The sequence below is a fragment of the Tianweitania populi genome (assembly GCF_014652875.1).
Taxonomy (GTDB): Bacteria; Pseudomonadota; Alphaproteobacteria; order Rhizobiales; family Rhizobiaceae; genus Tianweitania; species Tianweitania populi.
In genome coordinates this window covers 237,883-263,832 of record NZ_BMZQ01000002.1, presented here as the reverse complement: position 1 = coordinate 263,832, position 25,950 = coordinate 237,883, and the positions used below count along the sequence as shown (strand labels likewise).

Genomic DNA, 25,950 nt, shown 5'->3' with positions numbered 1-25,950 from the left:
TCTCACCGGAACGTCTTGCGCGGATCGAAGGCGTCGCGCGTGGCCTCGCCGATGAAGATGAGCAGCGACAGCATGATGGACAAAACGAGGAAGCCCGAAATGCCGAGCCACGGCGCATTGAGGTTGCGCTGGCCCTGACGCAGTAGTTCGCCCAGCGACGGTGATCCTGGCGGCAGTCCAAGGCCCAGGAAGTCGAGCGAGGTCAGCGTCGTGATCGAGCTGTTGAGGATGAACGGCAGGAAGGTCAGCGTCGCAACCATGGCGTTGGGCAGGAGATGCCGCGTCATGATCGTGCGGTTGCCGACGCCGAGCGCGCGTGCGGCATTCACATATTCGAAGTTGCGCGCCCGCAGGAACTCCGCGCGCACCACGCCCACAAAGGCCACCCACGAGAACAGCAGCATGATACCGAGCAGGATGAAGAAGCCCGGCGGCAGCACGGCGGCGATGATCAGGATGAGGTAGAGCACCGGGATGGACGACCAGATCTCGATGAAACGCTGCAGCAGCAGGTCGGTCCAGCCGCCGAAATAACCCTGCACGGCACCAGCCGAAACACCGATCACCGCCGATGCCAGGGTCAGCACCAGACCAAACAGCACCGAAATACGGAAGCCGTAGATCACGCGCGACAGCACGTCGCGCGCGGAATCATCCGTGCCCAGCCAGTTCCAGTTGCCCAGCGTGCAGTTCGGATCGTCCACGCCCAGCGGATAGCGCGAGCAACGCTCTTCCACCGAATACATCCAGGAGGGCTTGGCAGGCGCCGCAGCCGGAATGTCGTTGTTGACGGTGTTGTAGGAATAGCGGATCGGCGGCCAGATCACCCAGCCATTAGCCTCGATCTCGTCGCTGATCGTGGGGTCGCGGTAGTCCGTCACGGCGTAAAAACCGCCGAACTTCTCTTCCGGATAGTCCACCAGCACCGGCACGAGGATCTCGCCCTTGTAGGAGGCGAGGATGGGCCGGTCGTTGGCAATGAATTCGGCGCCGAGCGACAGAACGAACAGGACGAGGAAGATCCAGAGCGACCAGTACCCGCGCCGATTCGCCTTGAAGCTTTCCAATCGCCTGGCGTTCAACGGCGACAGCCATGGGCGCGACACGCGTTCGCGCACCTGTTCCACTTCGGCCTTGAGCTGGATTTCCGACATCAAACGTCCCGGCTCTCGAAGTCGATGCGCGGATCGATCCAGGTGTAAAGAAGATCCGAAAGCAGGCCAACCAACAGCCCCACCAGCGAGAAGATGAAGAGCGTGGCAAACACCACGGGATAATCGCGGTCGATCACCGAGCGATATCCAAGCAGGCCAAGCCCATCGAGCGAGAAGATGTTCTCGATCAGCAGGGACCCCGTGAAGAAGGCCGAGATGAAGGCGCCAGGGAAGCCCGCGATCACGATCAGCATCGCATTGCGGAACACGTGGCCATAAAGCACCTGCCGCTCAGACAGGCCCTTGGCACGCGCCGTCACGACGTACTGCTTGCGGATTTCTTCCAGAAACGAGTTCTTGGTCAGCAGGGTCGTTGTGGCGAAAGCGGACAGAACCATCGCGGTCAACGGCAGCGCCAGATGCCAGAAGTAGTCGATGATCTTCATCGGCCACGACAGCTGCGACCAGTTTTCGGAGGTCAGCCCGCGCAGCGGGAACCAGTCGAAAAACGATCCGCCGGCAAACAACACCATCAGCAGGATCGCGAACAAAAAGCCGGGAATGGCATAGCCGATGATGACGATGCCGGAGGTCCAGACGTCGAAGCTCGACCCGTCCTTGACCGCCTTGCGGATCCCCAGCGGGATCGAAATCACATAGGAAATCAGCGTGATCCAGAGCCCCAGCGAGATCGAGACCGGCATCTTCTCGATGATCAGGTCTAGCACGGAAATATCGCGGAAGAAGCTCTCGCCGAAATCGAACCGCAGGTAGCTGCCCAGCATGCCGAAGAAGCGGGTGTACCACGGCTTATCGAAGCCAAACTGCGCTTCCAGCTGCTTGATGAAGGCGGGGTCGAGCCCCTGCGCGCCGCGATATTGCGAACTCTCGCCACCGCCGCCAGCCTGGCCACTATCGCCCCCACCGCCCGAAAGCATGTCGCTGCCCTGGCCGGACAGCTTGGCGATGACTTGCTCGACGGGACCGCCGGGCGCGAACTGAATCACCAGGAAGGACACGGCCATGATGCCGAAGATGGTTGGAACCATCAGCAGCAATCGGCGCAGGATGTAAGCGCCCACTAGATCACCATCCCGAAATCAACTGGAGTGTGCTTCAACACCTATCCTGTCACGCCTTGCCGATCGCCTTGGCCTTTGCCGCGTCGACCCACCACAAGCGTTCCACGGGGAAGCCGTAGTCGGGCTTCGGCTCCTTGAAGCCGAACATGTCCCAGAAGCTCGCCCGATGATTCGCCAGGTAATACTGTGGAATCCAATCGCGCCGCGCGCGCAAGACCCTGTCGAGCGCCCGCATGGCCACGACCAGCATCTCGCGGGTTTCCGCACGCCCTACGGCGTCCACTAAAGCGTCCACGGCCGGATCGGCGATCCCCGGCAGATTACGCGATCCTTCCCGGTTTGCGGTCTTCGAATGGAAGAAACTTTCCATTTCGTCGCGCGTCGGCGTGGCCGTGAAGCTGGCCGCAACACTGATCATGTCAAAATCGAAGCTCGCCTGCCGCGCCTGATATTGCGCGGGATCGACCAGCCGCACGGATGCATCGATGCCGATCGCGCGCATGTTCTCGACAAAGGGCGCATCGCGCCGCGCCAGGCCGTCATCGTTGACCAGCATCTCCAGTGTCAGGCGCTCGCCTTCGCGGGCATGAAAGAAGCCGTCCCGCCGCTCGAACCCGGCATCCCCCAGCAGGCTCTGCGCGCGCGACAACAATGCGCGGTCGCGACCCGAGCCGTTTGAGCGCGGCTGCATGATCGGTTCGCCGAACACGGTCGGCGGAAGCTGGCTGCGCAGCAGTTCCAGCAGCGCCAGTTCATCGCCCTGCGGAGGACCATCCGCGCTGAACTCCGAGCGTTCGAACAGGGAGTCGGAGCGGTTGTAGCCATCGTAAAACAGGTTGCGGTTGGTCCACTCGAAGTCGAAGCAGAGCCCAATGGCCTCACGGACCCGCGCATCCTTGAAGCGATTGCGGCGCTGGTTCACTGCCCAGGCCTGCATCGATGGCCGCTTTTCCGCCGGGAACTCCCGCTTCACGACGCGGCCTTGGTTGATCGCCGGAAAATCATAGCCGGTCGCCCAAACGCGGCTCGTATATTCCTCGCGGAACAGGATCTCGCCCTTCTTGAACGCCTCGAACTCTGCCTGCCGTTCGCGGTAGAACTCGATGCGGATGCGGTCGAAGTGATGCAGCCCCTTGTTCAACAGCAGATCGCGGCCCCAATAATCGGGCACGCGCTCATACTCGATCGTCTGACCGGCCTGCACGAGGCCGACCTTGTAGGGACCCGATCCAAGAAGCGCGGTCATTGGATCGCCGTCGAAGCCGTTGCGATCCTCGATATTGGCGCGCGACAGAATTGGGAAAGTGGCAACGGCCAGGATCGCCCGCGGCGACTGGTTGCCGTCAAACACCAGCCGCACCGTATCGGACGAGAGAACTTCCGCCGCACGCAGATCGACCAGCGGCAAGGCCAGGTCGGGATGCCCCTGATCCTTGAGCAGCATGTAGCTCGCAGCCACATCCTCGGGCGTGATCGGCGCGCCATCATGGAAGCGGGCTTGCGGCCGTAGCTTGAACACCCAGCTGTTGCGGTCAGCCGCGATCGAAACGGTCTCGGCAACGAGGCCATACAGGGTGTCCGGCTCATCCAGCGCCGATCCCATGAGGGAATCGAAGCAAAGCTCCATGCGCGGCGGCGCGTCGCCGCGCAGAATGAAGCTGTTCAGCGTGTTGAAGGTCTGCGTGTTCTGGTTGAAGTACCAGGAAGAGGGCGTGAAGTTGAACGTGCCCCCGCTCGGCGCTTCCGGCGACGCATAATCAAGCTGAGTGGCTTCCGGCGGATACTTCAGATCGCCAAAAGCCGACAATCCATGCAGCGGCGTATCGGTCGGTGTCGCCGCAAAGGCAACACGACCGATAACGGGCGACAGAGCAGCGGCGCCGGCCAGTGCGAGGAACGAGCGCCGCGGAAGGGGAGGACCAAACCTCAATTCACGCTCCGGTATTTGGCCGCAAGAGCCTGTTCCTTGGCCGGATCGATCCACCAGGAATCCGCATCCACGCCCATATACTCAGACTGCTTTTCCGGGATGCCGAACTTGTTCCAATAGGCGACCCACATATTGGGTCGGTGATATTGGGGCACGACATAATAGTTCCACAAGAGAACGCGATCGAGCGCCTTGGTGGCTGCCGTCAGGTCGTCGCGATCTGTTGAGAAGATGACCTTATCGATCAGGGCATCGATGACCGGGTTCTTGATACCCATCGTGTTGCGCGAGCCTGGCGTATCAGCGGCCTGACTGCTCCAAAAATCGCGCTGCTCGTTACCTGGTGATTCAGTCTGAGCCAGCACTTCCGTAATCATGTCGAACTCGAAAGCGCGGGTCCGGTTCACATACTGGCTTGCGTCAACCACGCGAAGCGAAGCATCGATGCCGATCTTTCGAAGATTTTGGAGGAAGGGACCCGCGATGATCTCGTCGGTTGGACCGCTGCCAAGGAACTCGATCTTCATCTGCTCGCCCTGGGCGTTCAGAAGCTTACCACCTTTAATCTCCCAACCGGCCTTGCGCATGAGCTGAACTGCTTCGCGCAAATGCGTGCGTTCGGATTGCGGCGTGTCGAACACCGGGAGCTTGAACGGCTCGGTGAAGAGTTCAGGCGGCAGTTGATCCCGATATGGTTCCAGAATTGCCAACTCACGACCTTCCGGCACGCCGCCGGACGCGAGTCCGCCACCCGGGAAGAAGCTGGACGTTCTGGTGTTCAAACCAAAAAATGCCTGACGGTTCTGCGTTTCGAAATCATAGGCGAGCGTCAAGGCGTGCCTGACATCACGGTTCTGGAACTGAGGCCGGCGCAGGTTGAGAGCGAAACCCTGCATGTTGATGCGGGCAGTAGATGGATACTCCGCCTTCACGACGTCGCCAGCTTCGACCGCCGGAAAATTATACTCGGTCGACCAGCGCCGCGAGCTGTTTTCCATGCGAATATCCTGCATGCCACCCTTGGTGAAGGCAAGCCAGGCGGCGTTGTCGTCCTGGATGTAGACATACTTGCGCCGGTCGAAATTGTTACGCCCGACATTCACGCCGACATCGGCGCCCCAATAATCCTCGACACGCGTCCAGGTAATTTCCGCGCCTGGTCGGAACGGTCCAATCTTGTAGGGACCTGAGCCAAGCGGGGCTTCAAGCGTCGGCTGGGTGATGTCGCGCTTGCGACCCTGCGCATCCGTGCCTTCCCACCAATGCTTCGGCAGCACGGCGAGATCGCCTAAGATATGCGGCAGTTCGCGATTGCCCTTTTGGTCGAAACGGAACTCGATCTCGCGATCGTTGAGCGCTACGGCTTCCGTGACATTGGCGTAATAGCGATTGTAGAGCGGGCTGTTTGTCTTCAGCACGTTGAACGACCACACCACATCCTCTGATGTGACGGGCTTGCCGTCGTGCCAACGGGCTTTCGGGTTCAGCCGATAGGTCGCAGAAGAAAAATCGTCGGGATGCTTCATCGCATCTGCGAGCAGGGGTTGGCTGGTTCCTGGCTGTTCAAGCGATTGCTGGAACAGTGTTTCCCACAGGATGCCGCCAAAATCGGAAAGACCCGCAACGGCCGTGCCACGAACGATAAACGGGTTGAAGCTGTCAAAAGTGCCAGCAACCACGGAGTTCAGCGTGCCGCCCTTCGGCGCATCCGGATTGACATAGGAATAGCGCTCGAACGGCGTGTCGGTCTTCTCGCTCTCGATCAGCGACGAAGATGTGCGCCACTCCTGCGCAGCCATCGGCTGGGCGGCGGCCAGCCAGATCAAGGCCGCGGCTCCGGCAGTTCGAACAAGGCTGCTGCGCAAGCGATGGGACATCGTCACCTCAGGATCAGAAACAGATGCGGATTTAGCGAGAAGCAAACCGGCAAAACAAGGTGGCACGGCGGAAGCCTGAGCCGAAACAGAAAAAGCCGGGGCGAACCCGGCTTTTTCATGGATGGTGTATGACAATCGCGTGACGCGGCGCATGGAAGCCTGCCGCGCTTGATCGCGATCAGGGCGTCGTCGTTGCCGGTGCTGCCGGAGCGGTGCCACCTTCAGCAGGCGCAGCACCTCCTTCAGCCGGTGCAGCATTGCCCTGAGGCGCAGCGGCGCCACCTTCGGCAGGAGCAGCAGGCGCAGCTGGAGCAGCAGGAGCCGGTTGGTTGGCGGCCGGAGCGGCCTGGCCCTGCGGAGCAGCACCCTCGGTCTGCGGAGCAGCGCCTTCGCCATGCTGCGGCACGCCACCCGAAGACGGGTTAGCTGTCGGCGCATCGCCATCGGGCGTTTCAACGGCAGGGGTCTGCGGCAGCGGAGCGCCGGTGACGCCTGACGAACCGCTGTCTTCCACGGCTGCCGGATTGGCGGCCTGACCGGTGTTGGCAGCCGGCGCTTCCGGCGATGCGCCCTTGGCGTTCGCGCCAGACTCTGCCGGAGCTTCTGCAGCGGCACCCGCAGCCGGCGCTTCCGGAAGCGGGGCTTCGGAATCGGCAGTAGTGCGCAGATAAGCGATCAAGTTGGCGCGGTCGGTCGGGCTTTTCAAACCAGCAAAGCTCATGGCCGTGCCCTTCACGACAGCTTTCGGCGCTGCGATGAAGTGGTCGATGTGGTCGTAATCCCAGGTCTTCTCCGCCGCAGCGAATTCCTTCATGCCCGCCGAATAGCTGAAGCCTTCGTGAGACGCGATCGGGCGGTTCACGATGTTCCAGAGGTTCGGGCCGATCTTGTTGGCGCCGCCGGAATCATCGGTGTGGCAGGTGGCGCAACGCTTGAACAGCGCTTCACCGGCAGCCGCATCGGCACTCTGCATGCGCACGGCGATCGGTGCTTCTGCTGGAGCCGCATCGTCTGTCTTGCCGCCGGCTTCCGGTTCGGCAGCCGCGATGGCAAAACCAGGCGTTTCCGGCGTCGGTGCCGCGAACAGGGCTTCGGACACAATGCTGATCGAGAACATGATGAACACGGTCCCCAGCAAAGCGCCGATGATCTTGTTCATTTCGAAAGAATCCATGCGGATACCGCTCCCTGCCTCGATCTCCCGGTCGGCGCATTTTGTTGCCCGCGCCGAATCCCCATACTGGCCGCAAAACCAGTAAAATCGGCGGGAAACTAGGTCTTTTGCGGAAGTGTTGCAACACCTATAAGGACCCCGCCCCATGTGGCGATTTGACACTTTCTGGCCCTTTTGAACTGGACTGCGCAGCCCATGTCGACGCTCGTTCTGATCCCCGCCCGCCTGGCCTCCACCCGCCTGCCTGGCAAGCCGATTTCCGATATTGCCGGCAAGCCGATGATCGTGCGCGTGGCCGAACAAGCCACCGCCGCTCATCTCGGTCGCGTGGTTGTAGCCGTTGATGCGCAGGAAACCTTCGATGCCGTGGTGGCGCATGGCTTCGAAGCGGTGATGACGCGGGTCGGCCACGAATCCGGTTCGGATCGCATCCATGAAGCGCTGACCCTGCTCGACCCCACAGGCACGGTCGACACCATCGTCAACGTCCAGGGCGATCTGCCGACGGTGGAACCGGCGATCATCCGCGCCGCCGTTGATCTTTTGGATGATCCGCTCGTCGACATCGGCACGCTGGGCGTGGACATCACCCGCGAGGAAGAAAAGACCAACAAGAACGTGGTGAAGATCGTCGGCTCACCGACGGCCAAGAACCGCCTGCGCGCGCTCTATTTTACCCGCGCCACCGCGCCGTGGGGGCAGGGGCCGCTCTACCACCATGTCGGCCTTTACGCTTACCGACGCCGCGCGCTCGAGCGCTTCGTGTCCTTGTCACCCTCCACCCTCGAGCGCCGCGAAAGCCTCGAACAACTGCGTGCTCTGGAAGACGGCATGCGTATTGATGTGGCACTCGTCGATGCCGTCCCGCTCGGCGTCGATACCGCCGAAGATCTCGAACGCGCCCGTGAACTCCTGTCCCGGAATTGATTGTTATGACGCTTAAAACCAACCGCATCTCGTTCCAGGGCGAGCCCGGCGCCAATTCGGATACCGCCTGCCGCGACATGTTCCCGGACATGGAACCGCTGCCGTGCCCGACCTTCGAGGACGCCTTCAACGCCGTGGAATCTGGTGCTGCTGATCTCGCAATGATCCCGATCGAAAACACGATCGCCGGCCGCGTCGCTGACATCCATCACCTCCTGCCGGAGTCGCGTCTCCATATCGTCGGCGAATATTTCCTGCCGATCCATTTCCAGCTGATGGTGCTGCCCGGCGTGGCGCGTGAGGAGATCAGAACCGTCCACAGCCACATCCATGCGCTGGGCCAGTGCCGCAAATACATCCGCACCAATGGTTGGAAGCCGGTGATTGCCGGCGATACGGCGGGTGCCGCCAAGCTCGTGTCGGAAACCGCCGACCGCACCATGGCAGCCCTGTCGCCGAGGCTTGCCGCCAGCCTCTATGGTCTCGATATCCTAGAAGAAAATGTCGAGGACACCGACACCAACGTCACGCGCTTCGTGGTTCTGTCCAAGGAAGACAAGCGCGCGCCGCGCCTTGCTGCCGACGAGCGCATGATGACCACCTTCATGTTCCGCGTCCGCAACGTGCCGGCCGCGCTTTACAAGGCAATGGGCGGCTTTGCGACCAACGGCGTGAACATGACCAAGCTGGAAAGCTATCAGCTCGGCGAGTTCACAGCGACCTTGTTCTATGCCGACATCGAAGGCCATCCAGACGACCACAACGTGACTTTGGCCCTAGAGGAACTGCAGTTCTTCTCGCGCGAAGTGCGCATCCTTGGTGTTTATCCCGCAAGCCAGTCACGCGACGAGTGGAAGCTGTCGGACTGAGACGCCGGCAGCCCTCAGTCCTGATCCGCCCAGAAGCGGATCAGGTGGCTGGCGATCGCGCCTCCAGGCGGCACGAGCAGACCGTCGGTATGCGTGCCGGCGATCATGGCGCGAACCTCGGTCCGGCTGAACCAGCGGCAATCTTCGAGTTCCGTCAGATCCGCCTGGATCTCGTCGCTCAACGCCTCCCCAAAGCAGCCGATCATCAGCGAATAGGGAAACGGCCAGGGCTGGCTCGCGTGATAAGCGACTCGCCCGATGCGGATGCCGGATTCTTCCAGCGTTTCGCGCCGCACCGCGTTCTCGATCGTTTCGCCCGGCTCGATGAAGCCGGCCAGCGTGGAAAACATGCCGGGCGCGAAATGCGGGCTGCGGCCGAGCAGACAGCGGTCGTCCTTGACCGTCAGCATGATCGCCACCGGATCGGTGCGCGGAAAATGCTCGGCGCCGCAATTCGGGCAGGAACGCTTGTAGCCGCCGATGCGGCTCTCGGTTTGATGGCCGCAGCGGCCGCAGAAACGATGCGTGCGATTCCAGGTGATCAGCGACGCGGCCTGGGCCAGCGCGCCAAGGTCGGCCGCGCCGAGCAGCCCTTGAGAGTAGATCGAGCGATGATCGATCGCCTTGATGTACGCGGGCAGGGTCTCTGGATCAAGATCTGTATCCAGCGCAAGCAGCGGGCCTTGCTCGTCGCGCCCAAGCAGGACCGCGTCGGCCGGTTGCTGGCCAAGCGCTTCCGCCTCCTGGCTTGTGAAGAACGGCGCGAACATTTCGCCATCCAAGCGCAATAGCAACCTTGCGCCCGACAGCAGCATCAGTCGCGTGGTTTCGTCCTGCAAGGCGCGGGCGACGCAATCATCGTCACGCGTTTCGGATTGGCGGTCGAGCACATTGCCGGCAAAGCCGACAAAGGCGCTGGGCTCGCGCTCGGGGCGGTCGAACAGAAAGAAGGACATGGGAACTCCGGCCTAATCAGAGTGCGGTCTGCACCCGTGCCGAGAACTCATGTAGCGCTTCGCGACGATAAGGCTCGCGTAGACCGTGGCCCCAAACCGGGCCGGGCCAAGCGGGATCGCCGGTGTTGCGCGCGATGACATGCACATGCAGCTGGCGCACGATGTTGCCCAGCGCGCCGGTGTTGATCTTTTCGCAAGCGGTCAGCTTCTTCAGCCCTTCCGCCACCATGTTGGTTTCAAAGGTCAGCATGGTCTGGTCGAGCGGCGTGAGATCATGCACTTCTGTGATCTTCTGCCGTTGTGGAATGAGAATCAGCCACGGCCAGCGGCTGTCATTCATGAGCCGCAGCTCGCACAGGCTCAGCCACATCACGTGCTCGCTATCGGCTTCGAGACACGCATCGAGCGCAAACCCGGCCGTGTGGTGCGGCGTGTCCATGAACAATCCCCGTATAACAGCGAAAACCGTGAAAGCAGGAGGCTAGTCGCGCCTTCGAAAGCCCGCAAGCCATGGTGGTGCACGGGGTAAAGATTCATTTTCAGCATCACACATTTGCCACGCCTCCATCGACACTCACCGCTTGCAAATGCTGCGCCGATTGACGATATGAGCCGCGGGAGGTTGGCTGGTGGACGATCCACTCGCCAACCGGGTCAGGTCCGGAAGGAAGCAGCCCTAACGATTCTGGAACGGGTCATTTCGTCAGCCTCCCACCGTCTTGTCCGTTAAAGTCGGGCAAGCCCCCGTTAAGTTCGGGGAAGCATCACCCGCGTTGACGCGGCGTACCGGGCGCAGGACAATCGGCGCGCCTTGAGTCGAAAAGCCAGTTGCAAAGGAAGAGCGCGAGCGCATGAGCGAAGCCGGACAAGGGTCGTCGAGCGCCGCGGGATACCGCGTTCTTGCCCGCAAGTACCGCCCGGCCGATTTCACCACGCTGATCGGCCAGGAGCCGATGGTGCGCACCCTCACCAACGCCTTCGACACCGGCCGCGTCGCCCAGGCCTGGATGCTGACGGGCGTGCGCGGTGTCGGCAAAACCACCACCGCCCGCATTCTCGCCCGCGCGCTGAACTACAAGACGCCCGAGATCGACCGTCCCTCCGTTGCGCTCGAAACCCTCGGCGAACACTGCCAGGCCATCATGGAAGGCCGCCATGTCGACGTGATCGAGATGGACGCAGCCTCGCACACAGGCATCGACGATATCCGCGAGATCATCGAGCAGGTGCGCTATGCGCCGGTTTCCGCGCGCTACAAAGTCTACATCATCGACGAAGTTCACATGCTGTCGACGCAGGCCTTCAACGGCCTGTTGAAGACGCTGGAAGAACCGCCGCAGCATGTGAAATTCATCTTCGCGACCACCGAAATCCGCAAGGTGCCGATCACGGTCCTGTCGCGCACGCAGCGCTTCGACTTGCGCCGCGTCGATGCAGCATTGCTCACGGGCCATCTCGGCTCCATTGCCGAGAAGGAAACGATCACCGTCGAGCCGGAAGCGCTGGCGATGATCGCGCGTGCGGCCGAAGGCTCGGTGCGCGATTCCCTGTCGATCTTCGATCAGGCCATCGCCCATGGTTCCGGCACGGTCACGGCGGATGCCGTGCGCGCCATGCTGGGCCTGGCCGACCGCACGCGTGTCATCGACCTGTTCGAGCATGTCATGCAGGGCGATGTCGCGGCAGCTCTCGGTGAGTTGCGCGTGCAATATGACACCGGCGCCGATCCTGCGACGGTGCTCACCGACCTCGCCGAATTCACCCATCTCGTGACCCGTCTTCGTTATGTGCCGGAAGCCGCCGAAGACGCCTCGCTGTCGGAAGCCGAGCGCACGCGCGGTTCGGCGCTGGCGCAGACGCTGTCGGTTCGTGTTCTGTCGCGCGCCTGGCAGATGCTGTTGAAAGGCATCACCGAGGTGCAAACTGCGGCGCGGCCTGTGAGTGCTGCCGAAATGGTGCTGATCCGTCTGGCGCATGCCGCGGAGCTGCCGACGCTGGATGACGTGCTGAAGGGCAACGGGCCCCTACCGTCGGAAACGCGGCCGTCCGGCAACGGCGTCCGTCCGTCGCTTCCTTCCGGTGGCGGCAATGGTGGCGGCGCAGCTTCGGCCGTGGCAACGGCGCGCGTGATGCCTGCGGGCGGCGGCGCGCAAACGATGCGGTTGGTGCAAACCGAGGCGGCACCCGTCCTGGCGATGCAGCCGGCTGTTCAGCCCGAACCCGAACCGACCGTCAAGGTCGCCTCGCTCGCCGACATCGTGGCGCTGGCCGATGCCGCGCGCGACATGCCGTTCAAGATCGGCGTCAAAGCCTGTGTTCGGCTGGTTCGCATCGAGCCCGGCAAGCTCGAGATCAACCTCACCGAAGACGCGCCGCGTACGCTTCTGACCGACATCCAGAACCGCCTGTCCAAATGGACAGGCATGCGCTGGCTGGTCACGGTTTCGCGTGAAGAAGGCGGCCAGACGCTGGCCGAGATCGAAACGCAGAAGCGCGAAAGCGCCAGGATGGAGGCCGAGGCCGATCCGACGGTCGCTGCCATCCTCGCTGCTTTCCCGCGCTCCAAGATCATCGACATCCGCATTCCGGAAGCCGCAAACGATGTCGAACCCGACATGGACAATCCCATGATTGATCCAGGTATCGATCCGGGCGTCGACGATCCCGATGAACTCTAAAACAAGCTCTAGAACAAGGATGTCCGCATGAAGGATCTCATGGGCCTGATGAGCAAGGCCAAGGAAATGCAGGCCAAGTTCCAGTCTATGCAGGAAGAGATGGCCAATATCGAAGCCACCGGCCAGTCCGGCGGCGGCCTCGTTTCGGTCACGCTGTCCGGCAAGTCCGAGATGAAGGCGCTCAAGATCGACCCGTCGCTCATCAAGGAAGACGAGGCCGAGATCCTGGAAGACCTGATCCTCGCCGCGCATAACGATGCGCGCGCCAAGGTCGAGGCCATTACGCAGGAAAAAACCCGCGAGATGACCTCCGGCCTGCCTCTGCCCCCCGGCATGAAGCTGCCTTTCTAAGCAAAGAACGCTTGAACGTCTTCGGGGCTGGCTTTTGCCGGCCCCTTGCCTGTTGGTGACAAACCTATGTCCAAACGCATCGTCGGACCCGAGATCGAGAAGCTGATCCAGCTGCTGGCAAAAGTACCTGGGCTCGGCCCCCGCTCGGCCCGGCGCGCGGCTTTGCACCTCATCAAGAAGAAGGAGCAGCTGCTCGGACCGCTGACGGTCGCAATGGGTGATGCTCTGGAAAAGGTTCGGGTTTGCTCACGCTGCGGCAATATCGATACGGTGGATCCCTGCATGATCTGCAGCGACCCGCGTCGCGATGCCGCGACGATCATTCTGGTTGAAGATGTTTCCGATCTCTGGGCGCTGGAACGCGCCGGCGCCATGAACGCGCAGTTCCACGTGCTGGGCGGAACGCTCTCGCCGCTGGATGGTGTGGGGCCAGACGATCTCAATATCCGCGGCCTGGTTTCGCGCGTGGCGGAAGGCGGGGTCACGGAGGTCATCATCGCCGTGAACGCCACGGTCGAAGGGCAGACCACCGCGCATTACGTCACCGACCAGCTGGCTGACATGAACGTGAAGATCACCCGCCTCGCGCATGGCGTACCGGTGGGCGGCGAGTTGGACTACCTCGACGAAGGCACGCTGACAGCGGCGCTGCGCTCGCGCACTGCATTCTAGACGGCTAGGAAGATGACGATGAAGAAGCTTGTTCCCACATTCATCGCCCTGATCCTGCTGAGTTTTTCCAGCGCTGCCCATGCGCAATCCGTAGATGCGCAGTTCCGCACATGGCTCGACCAAAGCTTGTGGCCGGACGCCAAGGCAGCCGGCGTATCGCGTGCGACTTTCGACGCTGCTTTCAAGGGCGTAACGCCGAACCTGAAGCTGCCGGATCTCGTTCTGCCCGGTCAAAAGACTGAGATGCCCAAGGACCAGCATCAAGCGGAATTCGGCGCGCCAGGTGCTTATTTTGCCGAGAAAACAATCGGTTCGGTGCAAACCGGCGGCCGTGCTCGGCTGAGCGAACAGGCACGCACCCTGCGCGCGGTGGAACAGCGCTTCGGCGTGCCTTCCGGCATCGTGCTGGCGATCTGGGGCCGTGAGTCCGGCTTCGGCCGCGCCAAGATCCCCTATGATGCGATCGAAGTCCTAAGCACCAAGGCCTTCCTCTCTACCCGCAAAGACTTGTTCCGGAAGGAAACGCTGGCCGCACTCCAGGTCCTCCAAAAAGGCTGGGCGACCAAGTCGGACATGAAATCCTCTTGGGCGGGCGCTTTGGGCCAGCCGCAGTTCCTGCCGTCATCCCTGATCGAGCATGCCGTCGACATGGATGGCGATGGTCGTCGCGACATCTGGAATTCGGTTCCGGATACGCTTGGATCGATCGCCAATTACCTCGTTCATCATGGCTGGCAGAAGGGTCGCGACTGGGGTTTCGAGGTCACCTTGCCGCCCTCGCTTTCCTGCTCTTTGGAGGGGCCAGATCGCGGAAAAACCGGCGCAGAATGGGCGAAACTCGGCGTAAAACGGGTAAATGGCAGCGCATTTCCGGCAGGTGAGACCGCAAAAACAGGCTTTTTGCTGCTGCCAGCGGGCACAGACGGGCCGGCTTTCATCGTAACGCCGAACTTCTACGTGCTGAAGGACTACAACACGAGCGACCTCTACGCGCTGTTCGTTGGCAACGCCGCGGATCGGATCACATCGGGAGGCAGCGCCTTCAAAGGTAGTTGGGGGAGCGTGGATAAACTCTACCGCTCAGACGTCGCCGCCATGCAGCGCAGCCTCGAAAAGAAGGGCTATGATGTAGGCGGCTCGGATGGTCTCCCGGGCTATAAAACCCGGCGCTCCATCGGCGAATGGCAGGCCAAGAACGGCCTGACGCCCACCTGCTTCCCGAGCGCCAGCCTGATCAAGGCTGTGCGCTAGTCACCACGTCCAGAACGGCCGGACCGGCATGGGGCGCGCTGGAAACGGCGGGTTCGGGTGCCGTTTCCGCAGGGTCCATCGTCTGCTGGGCGGCAAGGAAGTTGCCCATGGACTGCAGGTTCTCAAAGTTGTCGCAGAACACCTTGATGACCACGAGCAAAGGCACCGCGATCAGCGCGCCGACCAGACCCCACAGCCACGACCAGAACGCCACCGCGATGAAGATTGCGACCGCATTCAGCTCCAGCCGGCGACCGACGATCAACGGGGTCAGGAACTGGCCTTCGATGATGTTGCAAAGCAGCACATAGGCTGGTGCCAGAAGCGCGAAGCCCAGCGAGTCAAAGCTGACGATCGAGATCACCGCAACCACGACCATCGTGGTCAGGGCGCCAATATAAGGCAGGAAGTTCAAGAGGGCGGCCATGACTCCCCAGACCACCGCATTCGGCACGCCGATGATCCAGAGACCGGTGCCGATCGCCACGCCAAGGCCCGCATTGATCAAGGCGATGGTCAGCAGGTAGCGCGAGATTTCGCGCTCGACATCATAGACCACGCGTAACGCACGCTTCTTGTCGGACATACGCCCAAACGACTGCACGATCTTTTCATAAAACATCGTGCCGGATGCGAGCAGGAACAGCGCCAGCACCAGTGTGATACCAATCGATGTCGCGCCCGATAAAACGGAGCCGGCGGCCCGGCTGATGACGCCCGGCTGAGCCAGCGTGACTTCCGCAACATTGGGATCGCTGACTTGGCCGGTCATCATGTCGAACTGGTGCATGATGTCGTTGACGCGGTCGAGCGGCCGCTGAACATGGCGCAGTCGTTCGGCGAGCGTGCGGCCGATCGAGGGCGCATCGTTGACCAGCGTGATCGCGGGACCGCTGACCATGTAGGCGAGCAGACCGAACAGGGTCGCGAAGGCTATCACCAGCAGGGTGGCGGAAAGAGCGGACGGCACTCCGCGCTTGCGCAGGAAGCGCACGATCGGCGTCAGCGTCAAAGCGATTAGAAATGCCAGCACCACAGGCATGAAGAAGTCACGGGCGAAATACAACGCACAACAAGCCGCTATCAAAAACAGACCCAGCACCATCCGCCGCAGCTTGGCGAGATCGCTCGATGCGGTTTCGACGATCGAGGCCTCCTCAGATGGGACCGCGGCTGGCGTAGTGCTCATGGAATTTCCCCGGCGCCCGCTGCTTGTCGCGGAATGCGAGTGCCGGGTTCGGCACCTAACGCAAAGTGCCCTTCCAAGTTCCGCAGCGATTGGCCATGACGACCGCCCTCAGGCGGCTCCGGCTGGAAGCGCCTGGTAGAGTTCCGACAACAGGGTAAAGGACCGCTTACGCGCCTGATGATCGTGGATCATTGCGGTGACCATCAACTCGTCCGCACCGGTCTTCTGGATAAAGGCTTCCAGCCCGCGCTTCACCGTTTCCGGCGAACCGACGAGAGCGGCCGACAGGGCATGATCGAGCACCATGCGGCCGTTCATGTCGAGCTGGTCTTCGTAGTCGCGCACCGGGGGCGGCAACAGGCCGGGACGGCCAGAGCGCAGGTTGACGAAGCTCTGCTGCTGCGAGCTGAACAGATATTTCGCTTCCTCGTCTGTGTCGGCCACAACCACATTTACGCCAAGCATCAGATGCGGCTTGGGGAAGCTTTCGGACGGCTGGAAGCGCGAGCGGTAGATGGCAATTGCATTGTCCAGCTCCGCAGGGGCGAAATGCGACGCGAATGCATAAGGACGGCCGAGCATGGCGGCGAGCTGCGCGCCGTAAAGGCTGGAGCCGAGGATCCACACCGGCACGTCGAGCCCGGCGCCCGGCACGGCCTGCACGCGCTGGCCTTCCTGCACGGGCTCGAAATAGCTCATCAGCTCGACAACATCGTTCGGAAAGCTGTCGACGCCGTTTTCGAGGTTGCGGCGGAGCGCACGGGCGGTCAGCATGTCCGTGCCCGGCGCGCGTCCAAGGCCGAGATCGATGCGGTTGCCATAAAGAGCGGCCAGCGTGCCGAACTGCTCGGCGATCACCAGCGGCGAATGGTTGGGCAGCATGATGCCGCCAGCGCCAACGCGGATCGTCGAGGTGCCGCCGGCAATATGGCCGATCACCACCGCCGTTGCCGCACTGGCGATGCCCGGCATGTTGTGGTGCTCGGCCAGCCAATATCGGTTGTAGCCGAGCGCCTCGGTATGGCGGGCGAGATCGAGCGAGTTTTTCAATGACTGGGCGGCATTGCTGCCGGACGGCACGGGCGAAAGATCGAGAACGGAGAGCAGGGTCATGGCGTGGATATAGGAATGCTGCTTGACGCTACCAAGACGCTCGAGCGCGGCGTCGCATTGCCTTGGCATCGCCCTTCCGGCACAGTAGGTCGCACAAGGGCTGCACAGTCTGCAGCCGGTTTTTGGAAGGATAGGGGATGGCGTTGAACCGAAAGCCAGTCGGACGTTTCGCAAGGATCGTCGTGCTTGGGCTGACCGCATTCGCGGCAAGCTGCACGGCTGGTGCCGTCGTTTATGAAGCGCATACCGTGCCGGTGCGGCCGGGACCGCCGCCGCGCTCGGACCGGATCTGCACGCGCGAATTCGCACCTGTCTGCGGCGAAAACCGCGACGACCGCCGCACCTTCCCCAACGCCTGCGAAGCGGATGCAGCAGGCTATCGCATCGCCTATGGCGGCGAGTGCCGGCGTGGACCGCAAAGCGGACCGCGACCAGGTTTCGGGCTGGGTTACGGGCCGGGACCCTCGCGCCCGCCGCAATCGGATCGCTTCTGCACGCGGGAATACCGGCCTGTCTGTGCCCGACGCGGCGACCGTGAGCGGACCTTCGGCAATGCCTGTGAAGCGGATAATGCTGGCTTCCGCATCATCGACCGCGGGCCTTGCTGATAAAAGTGCAAGGCTGATCAGTGTTGGGGTTCGCTGGTGAAGCGGACCCTGATCTCCCGTTCGCCACCGGTATCATAGGGTCCGCAGCGAAGGATGGCCCGGATGGCGGCAGCTGCGAAGGCGCGTTCAGCCTCGCTGCGGCCCTTTTCTTCGAAGCGCGGTGCGCCGACGAGCTGGCCGTGTTCGTCTACCTCGAAAAAGATGATGGCCTGCGCGTTGGAAAGTGCCGGCGGCATGAAGCAGGCCGTGATCTGTTGCATGATCGAGGCGCTGACCGCCGGATTCTCCTGTGCTGAGGTAAAGGCGGCGGTGCCTGCGAGAAGAGCGAAACCAAGCAGCGATCGCAGCATTCGACAAGCTCCGGGACATAGTCGTCCGAAAGCAGATAGCACCCGCTATCGCCGGCTTGAAGCTGCGCCCCTCGGCTCAAGCGGCCGCGACAGCCTTGCGGACTTCCGGCGCGACCTTGGTGCCGAACAGTTCGATCGCCTTCATGATCTGATGATGCGGCATGAGGCCGATCGCCATCTGGATAAGGAAGCGGTCGAATTTGAACAAAGCGTGGTTGGCGAGGATCTTGTCGACCACTTCGGCCGGACTGCCGACGAAGGCCGCACCGCGCGGCGAACGCGCTGATTCGAAATGCGCGCGGTTGGTCGGACCCCAGCCGCGTTCGCGGCCGATGCGGTTCATGACTTCGGCTTGCGGACCATACCACTCGTCGCCGGCAGCCTGGCTGGTCTCGGCGACATAGCCATGCACGTTGATGCTGGTGGGCAGGGTCGCGGCATCGTGGCCGGCTCGTTCCGCCGCTTGCCGATACAGGGCGAACAGTGGTGCGAAGCGATGCGGCTCGCCGCCGATGATGGCAAGCGCCAGCGGCAAGCCGAGATGGCCTGCGCGGGCTACCGATTGCGGCGTGCCTCCCACAGCGATCCAGATCGGCAGCTTTTCCTGCAGGGGACGGGGATAAACGCCGCGCCCGTGAATGGAGGGCCGCATCTTGCCTTCCCAGGTCACCTCGACCTGATCGCGCAAGGTGATCAGCAGATCTAGCTTCTCGGCATAGAGCTCGTCGTAATCTTCCAGCTGGTAGCCGAACAGTGGGAAGGACTCGATAAAGGAACCGCGCCCGGCCATGATCTCGGCGCGGCCACCAGACAGAAGATCGAGCGTCGCAAATTGCTGAAACACGCGCACCGGATCGTCCGAGGACAAAACGGTGACTGCGCTTGATAGCCGGATCTGCTTGGTGCGCGTGGCAGCGGCAGCGAGGATCACGGCCGGCGCGGAGGCCGCGTAGTCGGGACGATGGTGCTCGCCCAGCCCGAACACGTCGAGCCCGACCTGATCGGCCAGCTCGATCTCCTCGATCAGGTTCTTCAGGCGCTCGGCCGGCGCTTCGCCTGTTGTGGCGCGGGCGGGATCGACATCGGCGAATGTATAGAGACCAAGCTGCATCGCGCATCTCCTCGTGTTTCGCCTGATCTATGATGCCGACGTTTCATGGGCCAGATGGCGTCGGTGAACAGTGTTTCTTGCGCGTTACGTTAAGACAGAAGCGCAGTGTGGCCCAAAAGTCGCGACTTAGGTCTTGAAACTGTCGGCACAAATCCTCATTACACACCCATCCCCAAGATAGATTGTATGGAGAGGCGGCGGCATTGGCTCGCTTTAAGGAACAGGATTTCGCGGATCGTCAAAAGGCTGCCAACGAGGCGAAGCAGGCAATGCTTGCGCGCTTCAAGGCTAAGCCCGCTGAGGACGATCCGGCAGTACTCGCTCGCAAGGCCGAGCGTCAGGCTATTGTTGAAGCGCGCGCCAAGCGCGAGGAAGAAAAAGCCCGGCTGAAGCAGGAGCGCGAAGAGCGCGAAGAAGCCGAGCGCGTTGCGCGCGAAGCGGCGGAAGCCGAAGCTCAGCGTCTGGCTGAAGAAGAAGCCCAGCGCGAGGCCCTCGAAAAGGCCGAAGCCGAGAAGGGCCAGATCGCCCGTCTGCTGGCCGATGAAGCCGAGCGCAAGGCCAAGCGCGATGCGAAATATGCGGCCCGCAAGGCGCGCGTCGGCCGCTGAGCGGTTCACACACCACGAGAAAAAGGCGGTCCTGATGGGCCGCCTTTTTTGTATCTAGAGCAGTTCCGGCGAAAGAAGATCGCCGAAACTGCTCTAGCTCTTTAGTTTTAGACGCAATTTCCGGACGCAAAACCGCTCCGCACTCTTGCTGGAATTGCTCTAGTCTTCGTCCACGACGCGCAGGCGCAACTGGCCGGAGCGTTGATCATGGATGGTCGGTCCTGGCCGCTTCACCGCCTCTTCGCCCACCGCTTCACTGCCCAGTTCCAGCGCCTCGATCTTCGCGCCGCGGCTGGTGAGCTTCTTGGTGGACACGAGGATGTCATCGATGTCCTTGCCTGTCTGGCCGAAATGCGTTTGCAGCTTGCGCACGCGGTCGTCGAGACGGCCGACATCCTCCATCAGCCTGACCACCTCGCCTTGGATGAGATGCGCCTGTTCGCGCATGCGGGCATCCTTGAGGATGGCTTGCACGACCTGGATCGACAGCATCAGCAGCGAGGGCGACACGATCACCACGCGCAGGCGATGCGCCTTTTGCACGATCGCCTCGAAATGCTCGTGGATCTCGGCAAAGATGGATTCCGAGGGCACGAACATGAAGGCCGTGTCCTGTGTTTCGCCTGAAATCAGGTACTTCTCCGCAATCGCACGGACGTGAAGCTCGATATCGCGTCGGAAGGCCTGGGCGGCCAAACGCTTCGAGGCATCGTCCTCGGCCGCACGGATCGCGTTCCAGGCTTCCAGCGGAAACTTGGCGTCGATCACCAGCGACGGGGTATTGTTGGGCATGCGGATCAGGCAATCCGGCCGGTTTCCGTTGGAGAGCGTTGCCTGGAACTCGTAGCCGCCTTGCGGCAGCCCGTCGGCGACGATCGCTTCCATCCGGCTTTGTCCGAACGCACCGCGCGTTTGCTTGTTCGACAGGATCGCCTGCAACTGCACGACCTGACCGGCCAGAGACTGGATGTTGTTCTGCGCCGTGTCGATCGCCACCAGCCGCTCTTGCAGGCGGGTCAGGTTTTCGTGCGTGGCGCGGGTTTGTTCCGTCAGCGAATGGCCGAGCCGATGCGTCATGCCATCGAGCCGCTCGCCAATGGCGCGGTTGAGCTCGGCTTGGCGAGAGGAAAACACCTCCGCCAGCGCGCCCATGCGGCCCTGCATCTCCGATTGCGATTGCAACAGAACCGCCATGCGCTGCTCGTTTTGCCGCGCGCGTTCCAGCGCTTCCGCCTGCAACGAGGCTTGGCCGTGAGTGGCGCGGCGCAGCGCGAGCATGAACAGGAAGCCCAGCACGAGCACGAAAAGGGCGGCCGCGACGAGCGCCATTCCCAGTGAAACGGTGCTGGCGCCCAGGCGAAACAGCGGTGTGGACAGGTCGGGAACGTGGTTCATGAGACAAGCCTATGCGATTCGGCTGACCAGCAGAAGATCAAAACAAGAACATAGACATGGGGATCGTTGACGGCGCTGTTGCGAGCAATTAGGTGAAGCCCATGTCCCTCCGCCCTCTCGTGATCCTTCCCGACCCATTGCTGCGCCAGGTTTCCACGCCGGTGGAACGCTTCGACGCCGCCTTGAAGCGCTTTTCCGACGATATGTTCGAAACCATGTATGACGCGCCGGGCATCGGTCTCGCCGCCATTCAGGTTGCCGAGCCGATCCGCATGCTGGTGATCGACCTGTCGAAGGAAGATGAGCCGAACGCGCCGCAGATCTTCATCAACCCGCAGATCCTGACGCGCTCCGACGAGATCAACGTCCACGAGGAAGGCTGTCTTTCGATCCCCGATTATTACGCCGACGTCGAGCGCCCGGCCGCCATCACCGTCGCCTATCAGGATATCGAGGGCAACAAGCACGAGATCAATGCCGACGGTCTGCTAGCAACCTGCTTGCAGCATGAGATCGACCATCTCGACGGCACCTTGTTCATCGACCATATTTCGAAACTCAAGCGCGACATGGTGGTGCGCAAGTTCAAGAAGCTCGCGAGGGATCGTCCGCCGGCCCGTATGGTCGGCTGATGGCGCTGCGCCTCATCTTCATGGGCACGCCGGTGTTTTCGGCGGCCACGCTTGAGGCAATCGCAGCAGCCGGGCACGAGATCGCGGCTGTTTACACGCAGCCGCCACGGCCAGCCGGCCGTCGCGGGCTGGAACTGGTTGCTTCGCCTGTGCAAGCCGCGGCCGAGCGGCTGGGGCTGGAGGTCCGCAGCCCTGTTTCCTTGAAGAAACCGGAAGAACAGGCGGCTTTTGCCGCGCTGAAGGCCGATGTCGCGGTGGTGGTGGCTTACGGCCTGCTCCTGCCAAAGGCGATCCTTGAGGGTACGCGGCTCGGTTGCTTCAACGGCCATGCCTCGCTCCTGCCGCGCTGGCGCGGTGCTGCCCCGATCCAGCGCGCGATCATGGCCGGCGACGCGCAAACCGGCATGATGATCATGAAGATGGACGAGGGGCTGGATACCGGTCCGATCTGTCTGGAAGAGCGCGTTCCGATCACGCCTGAAATGACCGCAGGCGATCTGCACGACCGGCTGATGCAGGTCGGCGCGCCCTTGATGGTGGAAGCGCTGAAACAGCTTGAAGCCGGCACGTTGCCGATGCGCGCGCAGCCTGATGATGGCACGACTTACGCCGCCAAGATTTCAAAGGCGGAGACGCGGATCGACTGGACGCGTCCGGCAACCGAGATCGATGCCACGATCCGCGGCCTGGCGCCGTCCCCCGGCGCTTGGTGCGAGGTGGAGCTTGGCGGCAAGGTGGAGCGGTTGAAGCTGCTGCGGTCTCGACTGGCGGAGGGGGCTGGCGCTCCGGGTTCCGTTGTGCCGGGCGATGGGCTTTGTATCGGATGCGCGGACGGTTGCTTGCGTTTGATCGAGGTTCAGCGTGCCGGCAGCCGTGCGGTGAGCGGCGAGGCGTTCCTGGCAGGGCTCCACCAGCCCCTGGAGCGGCTCATATGATAGTCTTTGCGATTCGATCAATCGGCCCAAGCGACCATCCGGCTGTTAAGATGCTTCTGGAGGAGGCCTTCGATGGCCCTGGCGAAGCGCGGTTGACGAACGAGCTTCGCGCCGACGGCCATGTGGTGCTTGAACTCGGCGCCTTTGACGCTGATCGTCTGATCGGCGTCGTGGTTTTCTCGCGCCTGATGATTGAAGGACCAGGTGCGAGCTTTCCGGCTGTGGCGTTGGCACCGGTTGCGACAGCAGCAGATGCGCGAAGGGCTGGCGTGGCGACAAGCCTGATCGAAACGGCGCACCGCCAATTGATCGAAGCGGGTGAGCGGCTTTCGGTTGTTTTGGGCGAGCCCGAATTTTACAGCCGCTTCGGCTATGAGGTTGAACGCGCCGAAGGGTTCAGTTCGCCCTGGCAAGGACCCTATATGCAGGCTGTCGCATGGGGCGACGCGCCAGAGCATGGGCAGCTGCACTATGCCCCGGCCTTCGACCGGCTCTGACGACAATGCCGCGCTACCGTCTCGACATCGAATATGACGGCAGCGGCTTTGCCGGCTGGCAGATGCAGGAAGGCCTGCCGAGCATCCAGGGCGCGATCCAGGATGCGATCCATGCCTATTCCGGCGAAGAGGTGCGTATTCAAGGCGCCGGCCGCACCGATGCCGGCGTGCATGCAACGGGACAGGTCGCGCATGTCGATCTCAGCGAGCCATGGCCCGCGCGCACCGTGATGGGCGCCATCAATGCGCATCTGCGCATGGCCGGGCATCGCATCGCGATCCTGAGCGTGGCGGAAGTGGAAGAAAGCTTCAACGCCCGCTTTTCCGCAACGGGCCGTCATTACCGCTATCGCATCATCAATCGCCGTGCGCCGCTCGCGCTCGACCTTGGTCAAGCATGGTTAGTGCCGCGCAGGCTTGATGCGGAAGAAATGGCGGAGGCCGCACGGCGCTTGATCGGCCAGCACGATTTCACGACCTTCCGCTCCGTGCATTGCCAGGCGAAGAACCCCATCCGCACGCTGGATCGGCTGGATGTGGTCCGGTCAGGCGAAGCGATCGACTTCATCGTGTCCGCGCGCGCCTTCCTGCACAATCAGGTGCGGTCGATGGTCGGCACGCTGAAACGCGTCGGCGAGGGCGCCTGGACGGCCGACATGGTTCAGGGCGCGCTGGAAGCCTGCGACCGCAAGCGATGCGGCGCGATGGCGCCATCCGACGGCCTGTTCCTGACCGGCGTCGACTACGACATCACGCCGGAAGCGTAAGGCCGAGCATCGGCTGCAGCAGGATCACGATCAGGATCGACACAAACGTCATCGCCAGGAAAACGCCGATCGTGGTGCCGAGATCCGTGTTGAGCGCGGCCTGCGTGATGCGCCAGGAAAACAGCAGTGAGGCCAGAAACAGCACGAAGCCGAGCACATCGGCGAAGTTGCTGGCATCCGGCGAAAACAGCGACATCAGCATGATGGGCAGGCCGAACCACATCATGATCAGCGTGCCCCAGTTGCTGGCGACCACATAGGGCGCAAAGCGCTTGGAGATGCCGATGCGGCGCGCAATCAACGCCAGCAGGATCAACGGCACGAGCCAGTTGGCGAGATCGACGAAAGCCAGCCGCAGGATGATGGACAGCTTGCTCTGGTCATTGCCGCCATCGATCAGATAGGTCGTACTGGTGAGCCAGGCCAGAAGCAGCGGCGGCATGGCAAGCGGGATCGCCCAGAACGAATCCCAGAAACCGTCGGCAGACAGATCAAGACGCGCAATCGCATCCTTGCGGCCCAGCATTACGGCCCAGGCAGCGGCAATCGAATGCTTGATCGCCTCGCTGCTCAGCATGATCAGGCGAACCAGTCAGCCAAGAAGCGTTCGTAGATCTTGGTCAGGCCTTCGAGGTCCGACAGCGCCACGCGTTCGTCCACCATATGCATGGTCTTGCCGACCAGGCCGAACTCGACGACCGGGCAGTAATCCTTGATGAAGCGGGCGTCGGACGTGCCGCCAGAGGTGGACAGCGCGGGCTTGGCGCCGGTTACGGCCTCGATCGAACCGGACAAAGCTGCAATCAGCTTTTCGTCGCGGGTGAGGAAGACGTGGCTCGGGCGTTCCGTCCAGATGAGATCGAAGGAAGCAGGCTCCTGCGCATGCGGACGCAGCCGCAGATCTTCGGCCGCGCGGTCGAGCCGGTTATGCACTTCGGCCTGCAGGGTCTCTGCCGTCCAGGTGTCGTTGAAGCGGATATTGAAGGATGCGGTGGCGCGTGCCGGAATGACGTTGGTGGCGCGATTGCCGACATCGACCGTGGTGATTTCCAGATTGGTCGCCTGGAAATCGGTCGTGCCTTCGTCAAACGCCGGATCGAGCAGGGCGTCGCACAGCGTCACGAGCGCGCGCACGGGATTGTCGGCTAGGTGCGGATAGGCGGCATGTCCCTGGCGGCCATGCACGGTGATGGTGCCGGAGATCGATCCGCGCCGGCCGATCTTGATCATGTCGCCGAGCGCGTTCGGATTGGTTGGCTCGCCAACCACAGCCGCGTCCCAGGTCTCACCCTTGGCGGCCGCCCATTCGAGCAGCTTGCCCGATCCGTTGATGGACGGGCCTTCCTCGTCGCCTGTAATCAGCAGCGACACCGACCCCTTGGGTGCGCCATGCTGCTCAATATGGCGGGCAAGCGCTGCCACGAAGCAGGCGATGCCGCCTTTCATATCGACGGCGCCACGACCAAACATTTCGCCATTGGCGATTTCGGCAGCAAAGGGCGGGTGAGTCCAGTCGGCTTCGTCGCCCACCGGCACGACGTCGGTATGCCCGGCAAACATCAGATGCGGGCCATTGCCGGACAGGCGGGCATACAGGTTCTCGACATCCGGCGTGCCGGCTTCTGAAAAGATCGGCCGTTCCACGCCAAAGCCCATCGGGGCGAGCATGGCTTGAAGGGCGCTCAGCGCTCCGCCTTCGGCCGGCGTGACCGAAGGACAGCGGATCAGGGTTGCGAGATTGGCGGCGGGATCAGTTGGAAGCGTCATGAGCCGATGGAATAGGCGCGAGCCCGCCGACCCGCAAGAGGTTGCCTGTTTGAAAGA

At 62.3% G+C, this 25,950-nt stretch carries 26 protein-coding genes and 1 other RNA gene; 13 read left to right on the top strand and 14 right to left on the bottom strand.

The window, feature by feature from the left end; all coding sequences use genetic code 11:
- Positions 1–2: 2 nt before the first annotated feature.
- From IE166_RS10590 to IE166_RS20865, 5 genes are all read right to left on the bottom strand, one after another.
- Complete coding sequence (locus IE166_RS10590) at positions 3–1,154, bottom strand: ABC transporter permease (protein ID WP_189503649.1); 1,152 nt, start codon at positions 1,152–1,154, stop codon at positions 3–5.
- Positions 1,154–2,236 (bottom strand): microcin C ABC transporter permease YejB, encoded by a 1,083-nt coding sequence (locus tag IE166_RS10585; RefSeq protein WP_189503647.1) that lies wholly within the window; start codon positions 2,234–2,236, stop codon positions 1,154–1,156. Before IE166_RS10585 ends, IE166_RS10590 begins: the two co-directional genes overlap by 1 nt.
- Before the next feature lie 49 nt (positions 2,237–2,285).
- Positions 2,286–4,166, bottom strand: coding sequence for an extracellular solute-binding protein (locus IE166_RS10580; protein ID WP_189503645.1), 1,881 nt, complete (start codon positions 4,164–4,166; stop codon positions 2,286–2,288).
- Complete coding sequence (locus IE166_RS10575; RefSeq protein ID WP_385965985.1) at positions 4,163–6,049, bottom strand: extracellular solute-binding protein; 1,887 nt, start codon at positions 6,047–6,049, stop codon at positions 4,163–4,165. Before IE166_RS10575 ends, IE166_RS10580 begins: the two co-directional genes overlap by 4 nt.
- A gap of 172 nt (positions 6,050–6,221) precedes the next feature.
- On the bottom strand, positions 6,222–7,217 hold the full coding sequence (locus IE166_RS20865; RefSeq protein WP_189503641.1) for a c-type cytochrome: 996 nt from the start codon (positions 7,215–7,217) through the stop codon (positions 6,222–6,224).
- Between the two features lie 195 nt (positions 7,218–7,412).
- On the opposite strand from IE166_RS20865, the gene IE166_RS10565 reads away from it, so the two are divergent.
- Both IE166_RS10565 and IE166_RS10560 read left to right on the top strand, forming a co-directional pair.
- Positions 7,413–8,144, top strand: coding sequence for a 3-deoxy-manno-octulosonate cytidylyltransferase (locus IE166_RS10565; protein WP_189503639.1), 732 nt, complete (start codon positions 7,413–7,415; stop codon positions 8,142–8,144).
- 5 nt (positions 8,145–8,149) lie between these two features.
- Positions 8,150–9,013, top strand: coding sequence for a prephenate dehydratase (locus IE166_RS10560; protein WP_189503637.1), 864 nt, complete (start codon positions 8,150–8,152; stop codon positions 9,011–9,013).
- Positions 9,014–9,027: 14 nt separating this feature from the next.
- Here IE166_RS10560 and nudC read toward each other — a convergent pair whose 3' ends face one another.
- Both nudC and IE166_RS10550 read right to left on the bottom strand, forming a co-directional pair.
- Positions 9,028–9,969 carry an NAD(+) diphosphatase gene (gene nudC, locus IE166_RS10555; RefSeq protein ID WP_189503635.1) on the bottom strand — a complete coding sequence of 314 codons (942 nt, stop codon included), beginning with the start codon at positions 9,967–9,969 and terminating at the stop codon, positions 9,028–9,030.
- A gap of 16 nt (positions 9,970–9,985) precedes the next feature.
- Positions 9,986–10,408 carry an HIT domain-containing protein gene (locus tag IE166_RS10550; protein WP_189503633.1) on the bottom strand — a complete coding sequence of 141 codons (423 nt, stop codon included), beginning with the start codon at positions 10,406–10,408 and terminating at the stop codon, positions 9,986–9,988.
- Positions 10,409–10,590: 182 nt separating this feature from the next.
- Here IE166_RS10550 and ffs point away from each other — a divergent pair.
- From ffs to IE166_RS10525, 5 genes are all read left to right on the top strand, one after another.
- Positions 10,591–10,684: signal recognition particle sRNA small type (gene ffs, locus IE166_RS10545), an RNA gene on the top strand.
- A gap of 136 nt (positions 10,685–10,820) precedes the next feature.
- Positions 10,821–12,647 carry a DNA polymerase III subunit gamma/tau gene (locus IE166_RS10540; RefSeq protein ID WP_189503631.1) on the top strand — a complete coding sequence of 609 codons (1,827 nt, stop codon included), beginning with the start codon at positions 10,821–10,823 and terminating at the stop codon, positions 12,645–12,647.
- Between the two features lie 27 nt (positions 12,648–12,674).
- Positions 12,675–12,998: a YbaB/EbfC family nucleoid-associated protein gene (locus IE166_RS10535; protein ID WP_189503629.1), complete on the top strand. Its 324-nt coding sequence runs from the start codon at positions 12,675–12,677 to the stop codon at positions 12,996–12,998.
- A gap of 66 nt (positions 12,999–13,064) precedes the next feature.
- Positions 13,065–13,670: a recombination mediator RecR gene (gene recR / locus IE166_RS10530; RefSeq protein WP_189503627.1), complete on the top strand. Its 606-nt coding sequence runs from the start codon at positions 13,065–13,067 to the stop codon at positions 13,668–13,670.
- Between the two features lie 18 nt (positions 13,671–13,688).
- Entirely contained in the window at positions 13,689–14,921 is a 1,233-nt protein-coding gene (locus IE166_RS10525; RefSeq protein ID WP_385965992.1) for a lytic murein transglycosylase, read from the top strand.
- On the opposite strand, the gene IE166_RS10520 is transcribed toward IE166_RS10525, so the two are convergent.
- A complete protein-coding gene (locus tag IE166_RS10520; protein WP_189503622.1) occupies positions 14,905–16,110 on the bottom strand; it encodes an AI-2E family transporter in 1,206 nt (401 codons plus the stop codon). The two genes, IE166_RS10525 and IE166_RS10520, sit on opposite strands and share 17 nt — an antisense overlap.
- 108 nt (positions 16,111–16,218) lie before the next feature.
- Positions 16,219–17,223: an LLM class flavin-dependent oxidoreductase gene (locus IE166_RS10515; RefSeq protein WP_189505830.1), complete on the bottom strand. Its 1,005-nt coding sequence runs from the start codon at positions 17,221–17,223 to the stop codon at positions 16,219–16,221.
- Positions 17,224–17,360: 137 nt separating this feature from the next.
- Between IE166_RS10515 and IE166_RS10510 the strand changes: the two genes are divergently transcribed.
- Positions 17,361–17,831, top strand: coding sequence for a Kazal-type serine protease inhibitor family protein (locus IE166_RS10510; protein ID WP_189503621.1), 471 nt, complete (start codon positions 17,361–17,363; stop codon positions 17,829–17,831).
- Between the two features lie 17 nt (positions 17,832–17,848).
- Here IE166_RS10510 and IE166_RS10505 read toward each other — a convergent pair whose 3' ends face one another.
- On the bottom strand, positions 17,849–18,181 hold the full coding sequence (locus IE166_RS10505) for a hypothetical protein (protein ID WP_189503620.1): 333 nt from the start codon (positions 18,179–18,181) through the stop codon (positions 17,849–17,851).
- Between the two features lie 76 nt (positions 18,182–18,257).
- Positions 18,258–19,292, bottom strand: a complete 1,035-nt coding sequence (locus tag IE166_RS10500; protein ID WP_189503619.1) for an LLM class flavin-dependent oxidoreductase — start codon at positions 19,290–19,292, stop codon at positions 18,258–18,260.
- Positions 19,293–19,495: 203 nt separating this feature from the next.
- On the opposite strand from IE166_RS10500, the gene IE166_RS10495 reads away from it, so the two are divergent.
- Positions 19,496–19,900, top strand: coding sequence for a DUF6481 family protein (locus IE166_RS10495; RefSeq protein WP_189503618.1), 405 nt, complete (start codon positions 19,496–19,498; stop codon positions 19,898–19,900).
- A gap of 159 nt (positions 19,901–20,059) precedes the next feature.
- Here the strand turns inward: IE166_RS10495 and IE166_RS10490 are convergent, their stop codons facing one another.
- Positions 20,060–21,295, bottom strand: a complete 1,236-nt coding sequence (locus tag IE166_RS10490; RefSeq protein ID WP_189503617.1) for a DNA recombination protein RmuC — start codon at positions 21,293–21,295, stop codon at positions 20,060–20,062.
- Positions 21,296–21,396: 101 nt separating this feature from the next.
- On the opposite strand from IE166_RS10490, the gene def reads away from it, so the two are divergent.
- Genes def through truA form a run of 4 tightly spaced genes read left to right on the top strand, consistent with a single transcriptional unit; the run spans position 21,397 to position 24,126 of the window.
- On the top strand, positions 21,397–21,927 hold the full coding sequence (gene def / locus IE166_RS10485; RefSeq protein ID WP_189503616.1) for a peptide deformylase: 531 nt from the start codon (positions 21,397–21,399) through the stop codon (positions 21,925–21,927).
- A complete protein-coding gene (gene fmt, locus IE166_RS10480) occupies positions 21,927–22,862 on the top strand; it encodes a methionyl-tRNA formyltransferase (protein WP_189503614.1) in 936 nt (311 codons plus the stop codon). Before def ends, fmt begins: the two co-directional genes overlap by 1 nt.
- Positions 22,751–23,359: a GNAT family N-acetyltransferase gene (locus tag IE166_RS10475; protein WP_407701822.1), complete on the top strand. Its 609-nt coding sequence runs from the start codon at positions 22,751–22,753 to the stop codon at positions 23,357–23,359. The genes fmt and IE166_RS10475 overlap by 112 nt, the downstream gene beginning before the upstream one ends.
- 5 nt (positions 23,360–23,364) lie before the next feature.
- Positions 23,365–24,126: a tRNA pseudouridine(38-40) synthase TruA gene (truA, locus tag IE166_RS10470; protein ID WP_189503610.1), complete on the top strand. Its 762-nt coding sequence runs from the start codon at positions 23,365–23,367 to the stop codon at positions 24,124–24,126.
- Here the strand turns inward: truA and IE166_RS10465 are convergent.
- Both IE166_RS10465 and dapE read right to left on the bottom strand, forming a co-directional pair.
- Positions 24,110–24,703 carry a transporter gene (locus IE166_RS10465; RefSeq protein WP_189503608.1) on the bottom strand — a complete coding sequence of 198 codons (594 nt, stop codon included), beginning with the start codon at positions 24,701–24,703 and terminating at the stop codon, positions 24,110–24,112. The two genes, truA and IE166_RS10465, sit on opposite strands and share 17 nt — an antisense overlap.
- A 2-nt stretch (positions 24,704–24,705) precedes the next feature.
- Complete coding sequence (gene dapE, locus IE166_RS10460; RefSeq protein WP_189503606.1) at positions 24,706–25,893, bottom strand: succinyl-diaminopimelate desuccinylase; 1,188 nt, start codon at positions 25,891–25,893, stop codon at positions 24,706–24,708.
- Between the last annotated feature and the right edge of the window lie 57 nt (positions 25,894–25,950).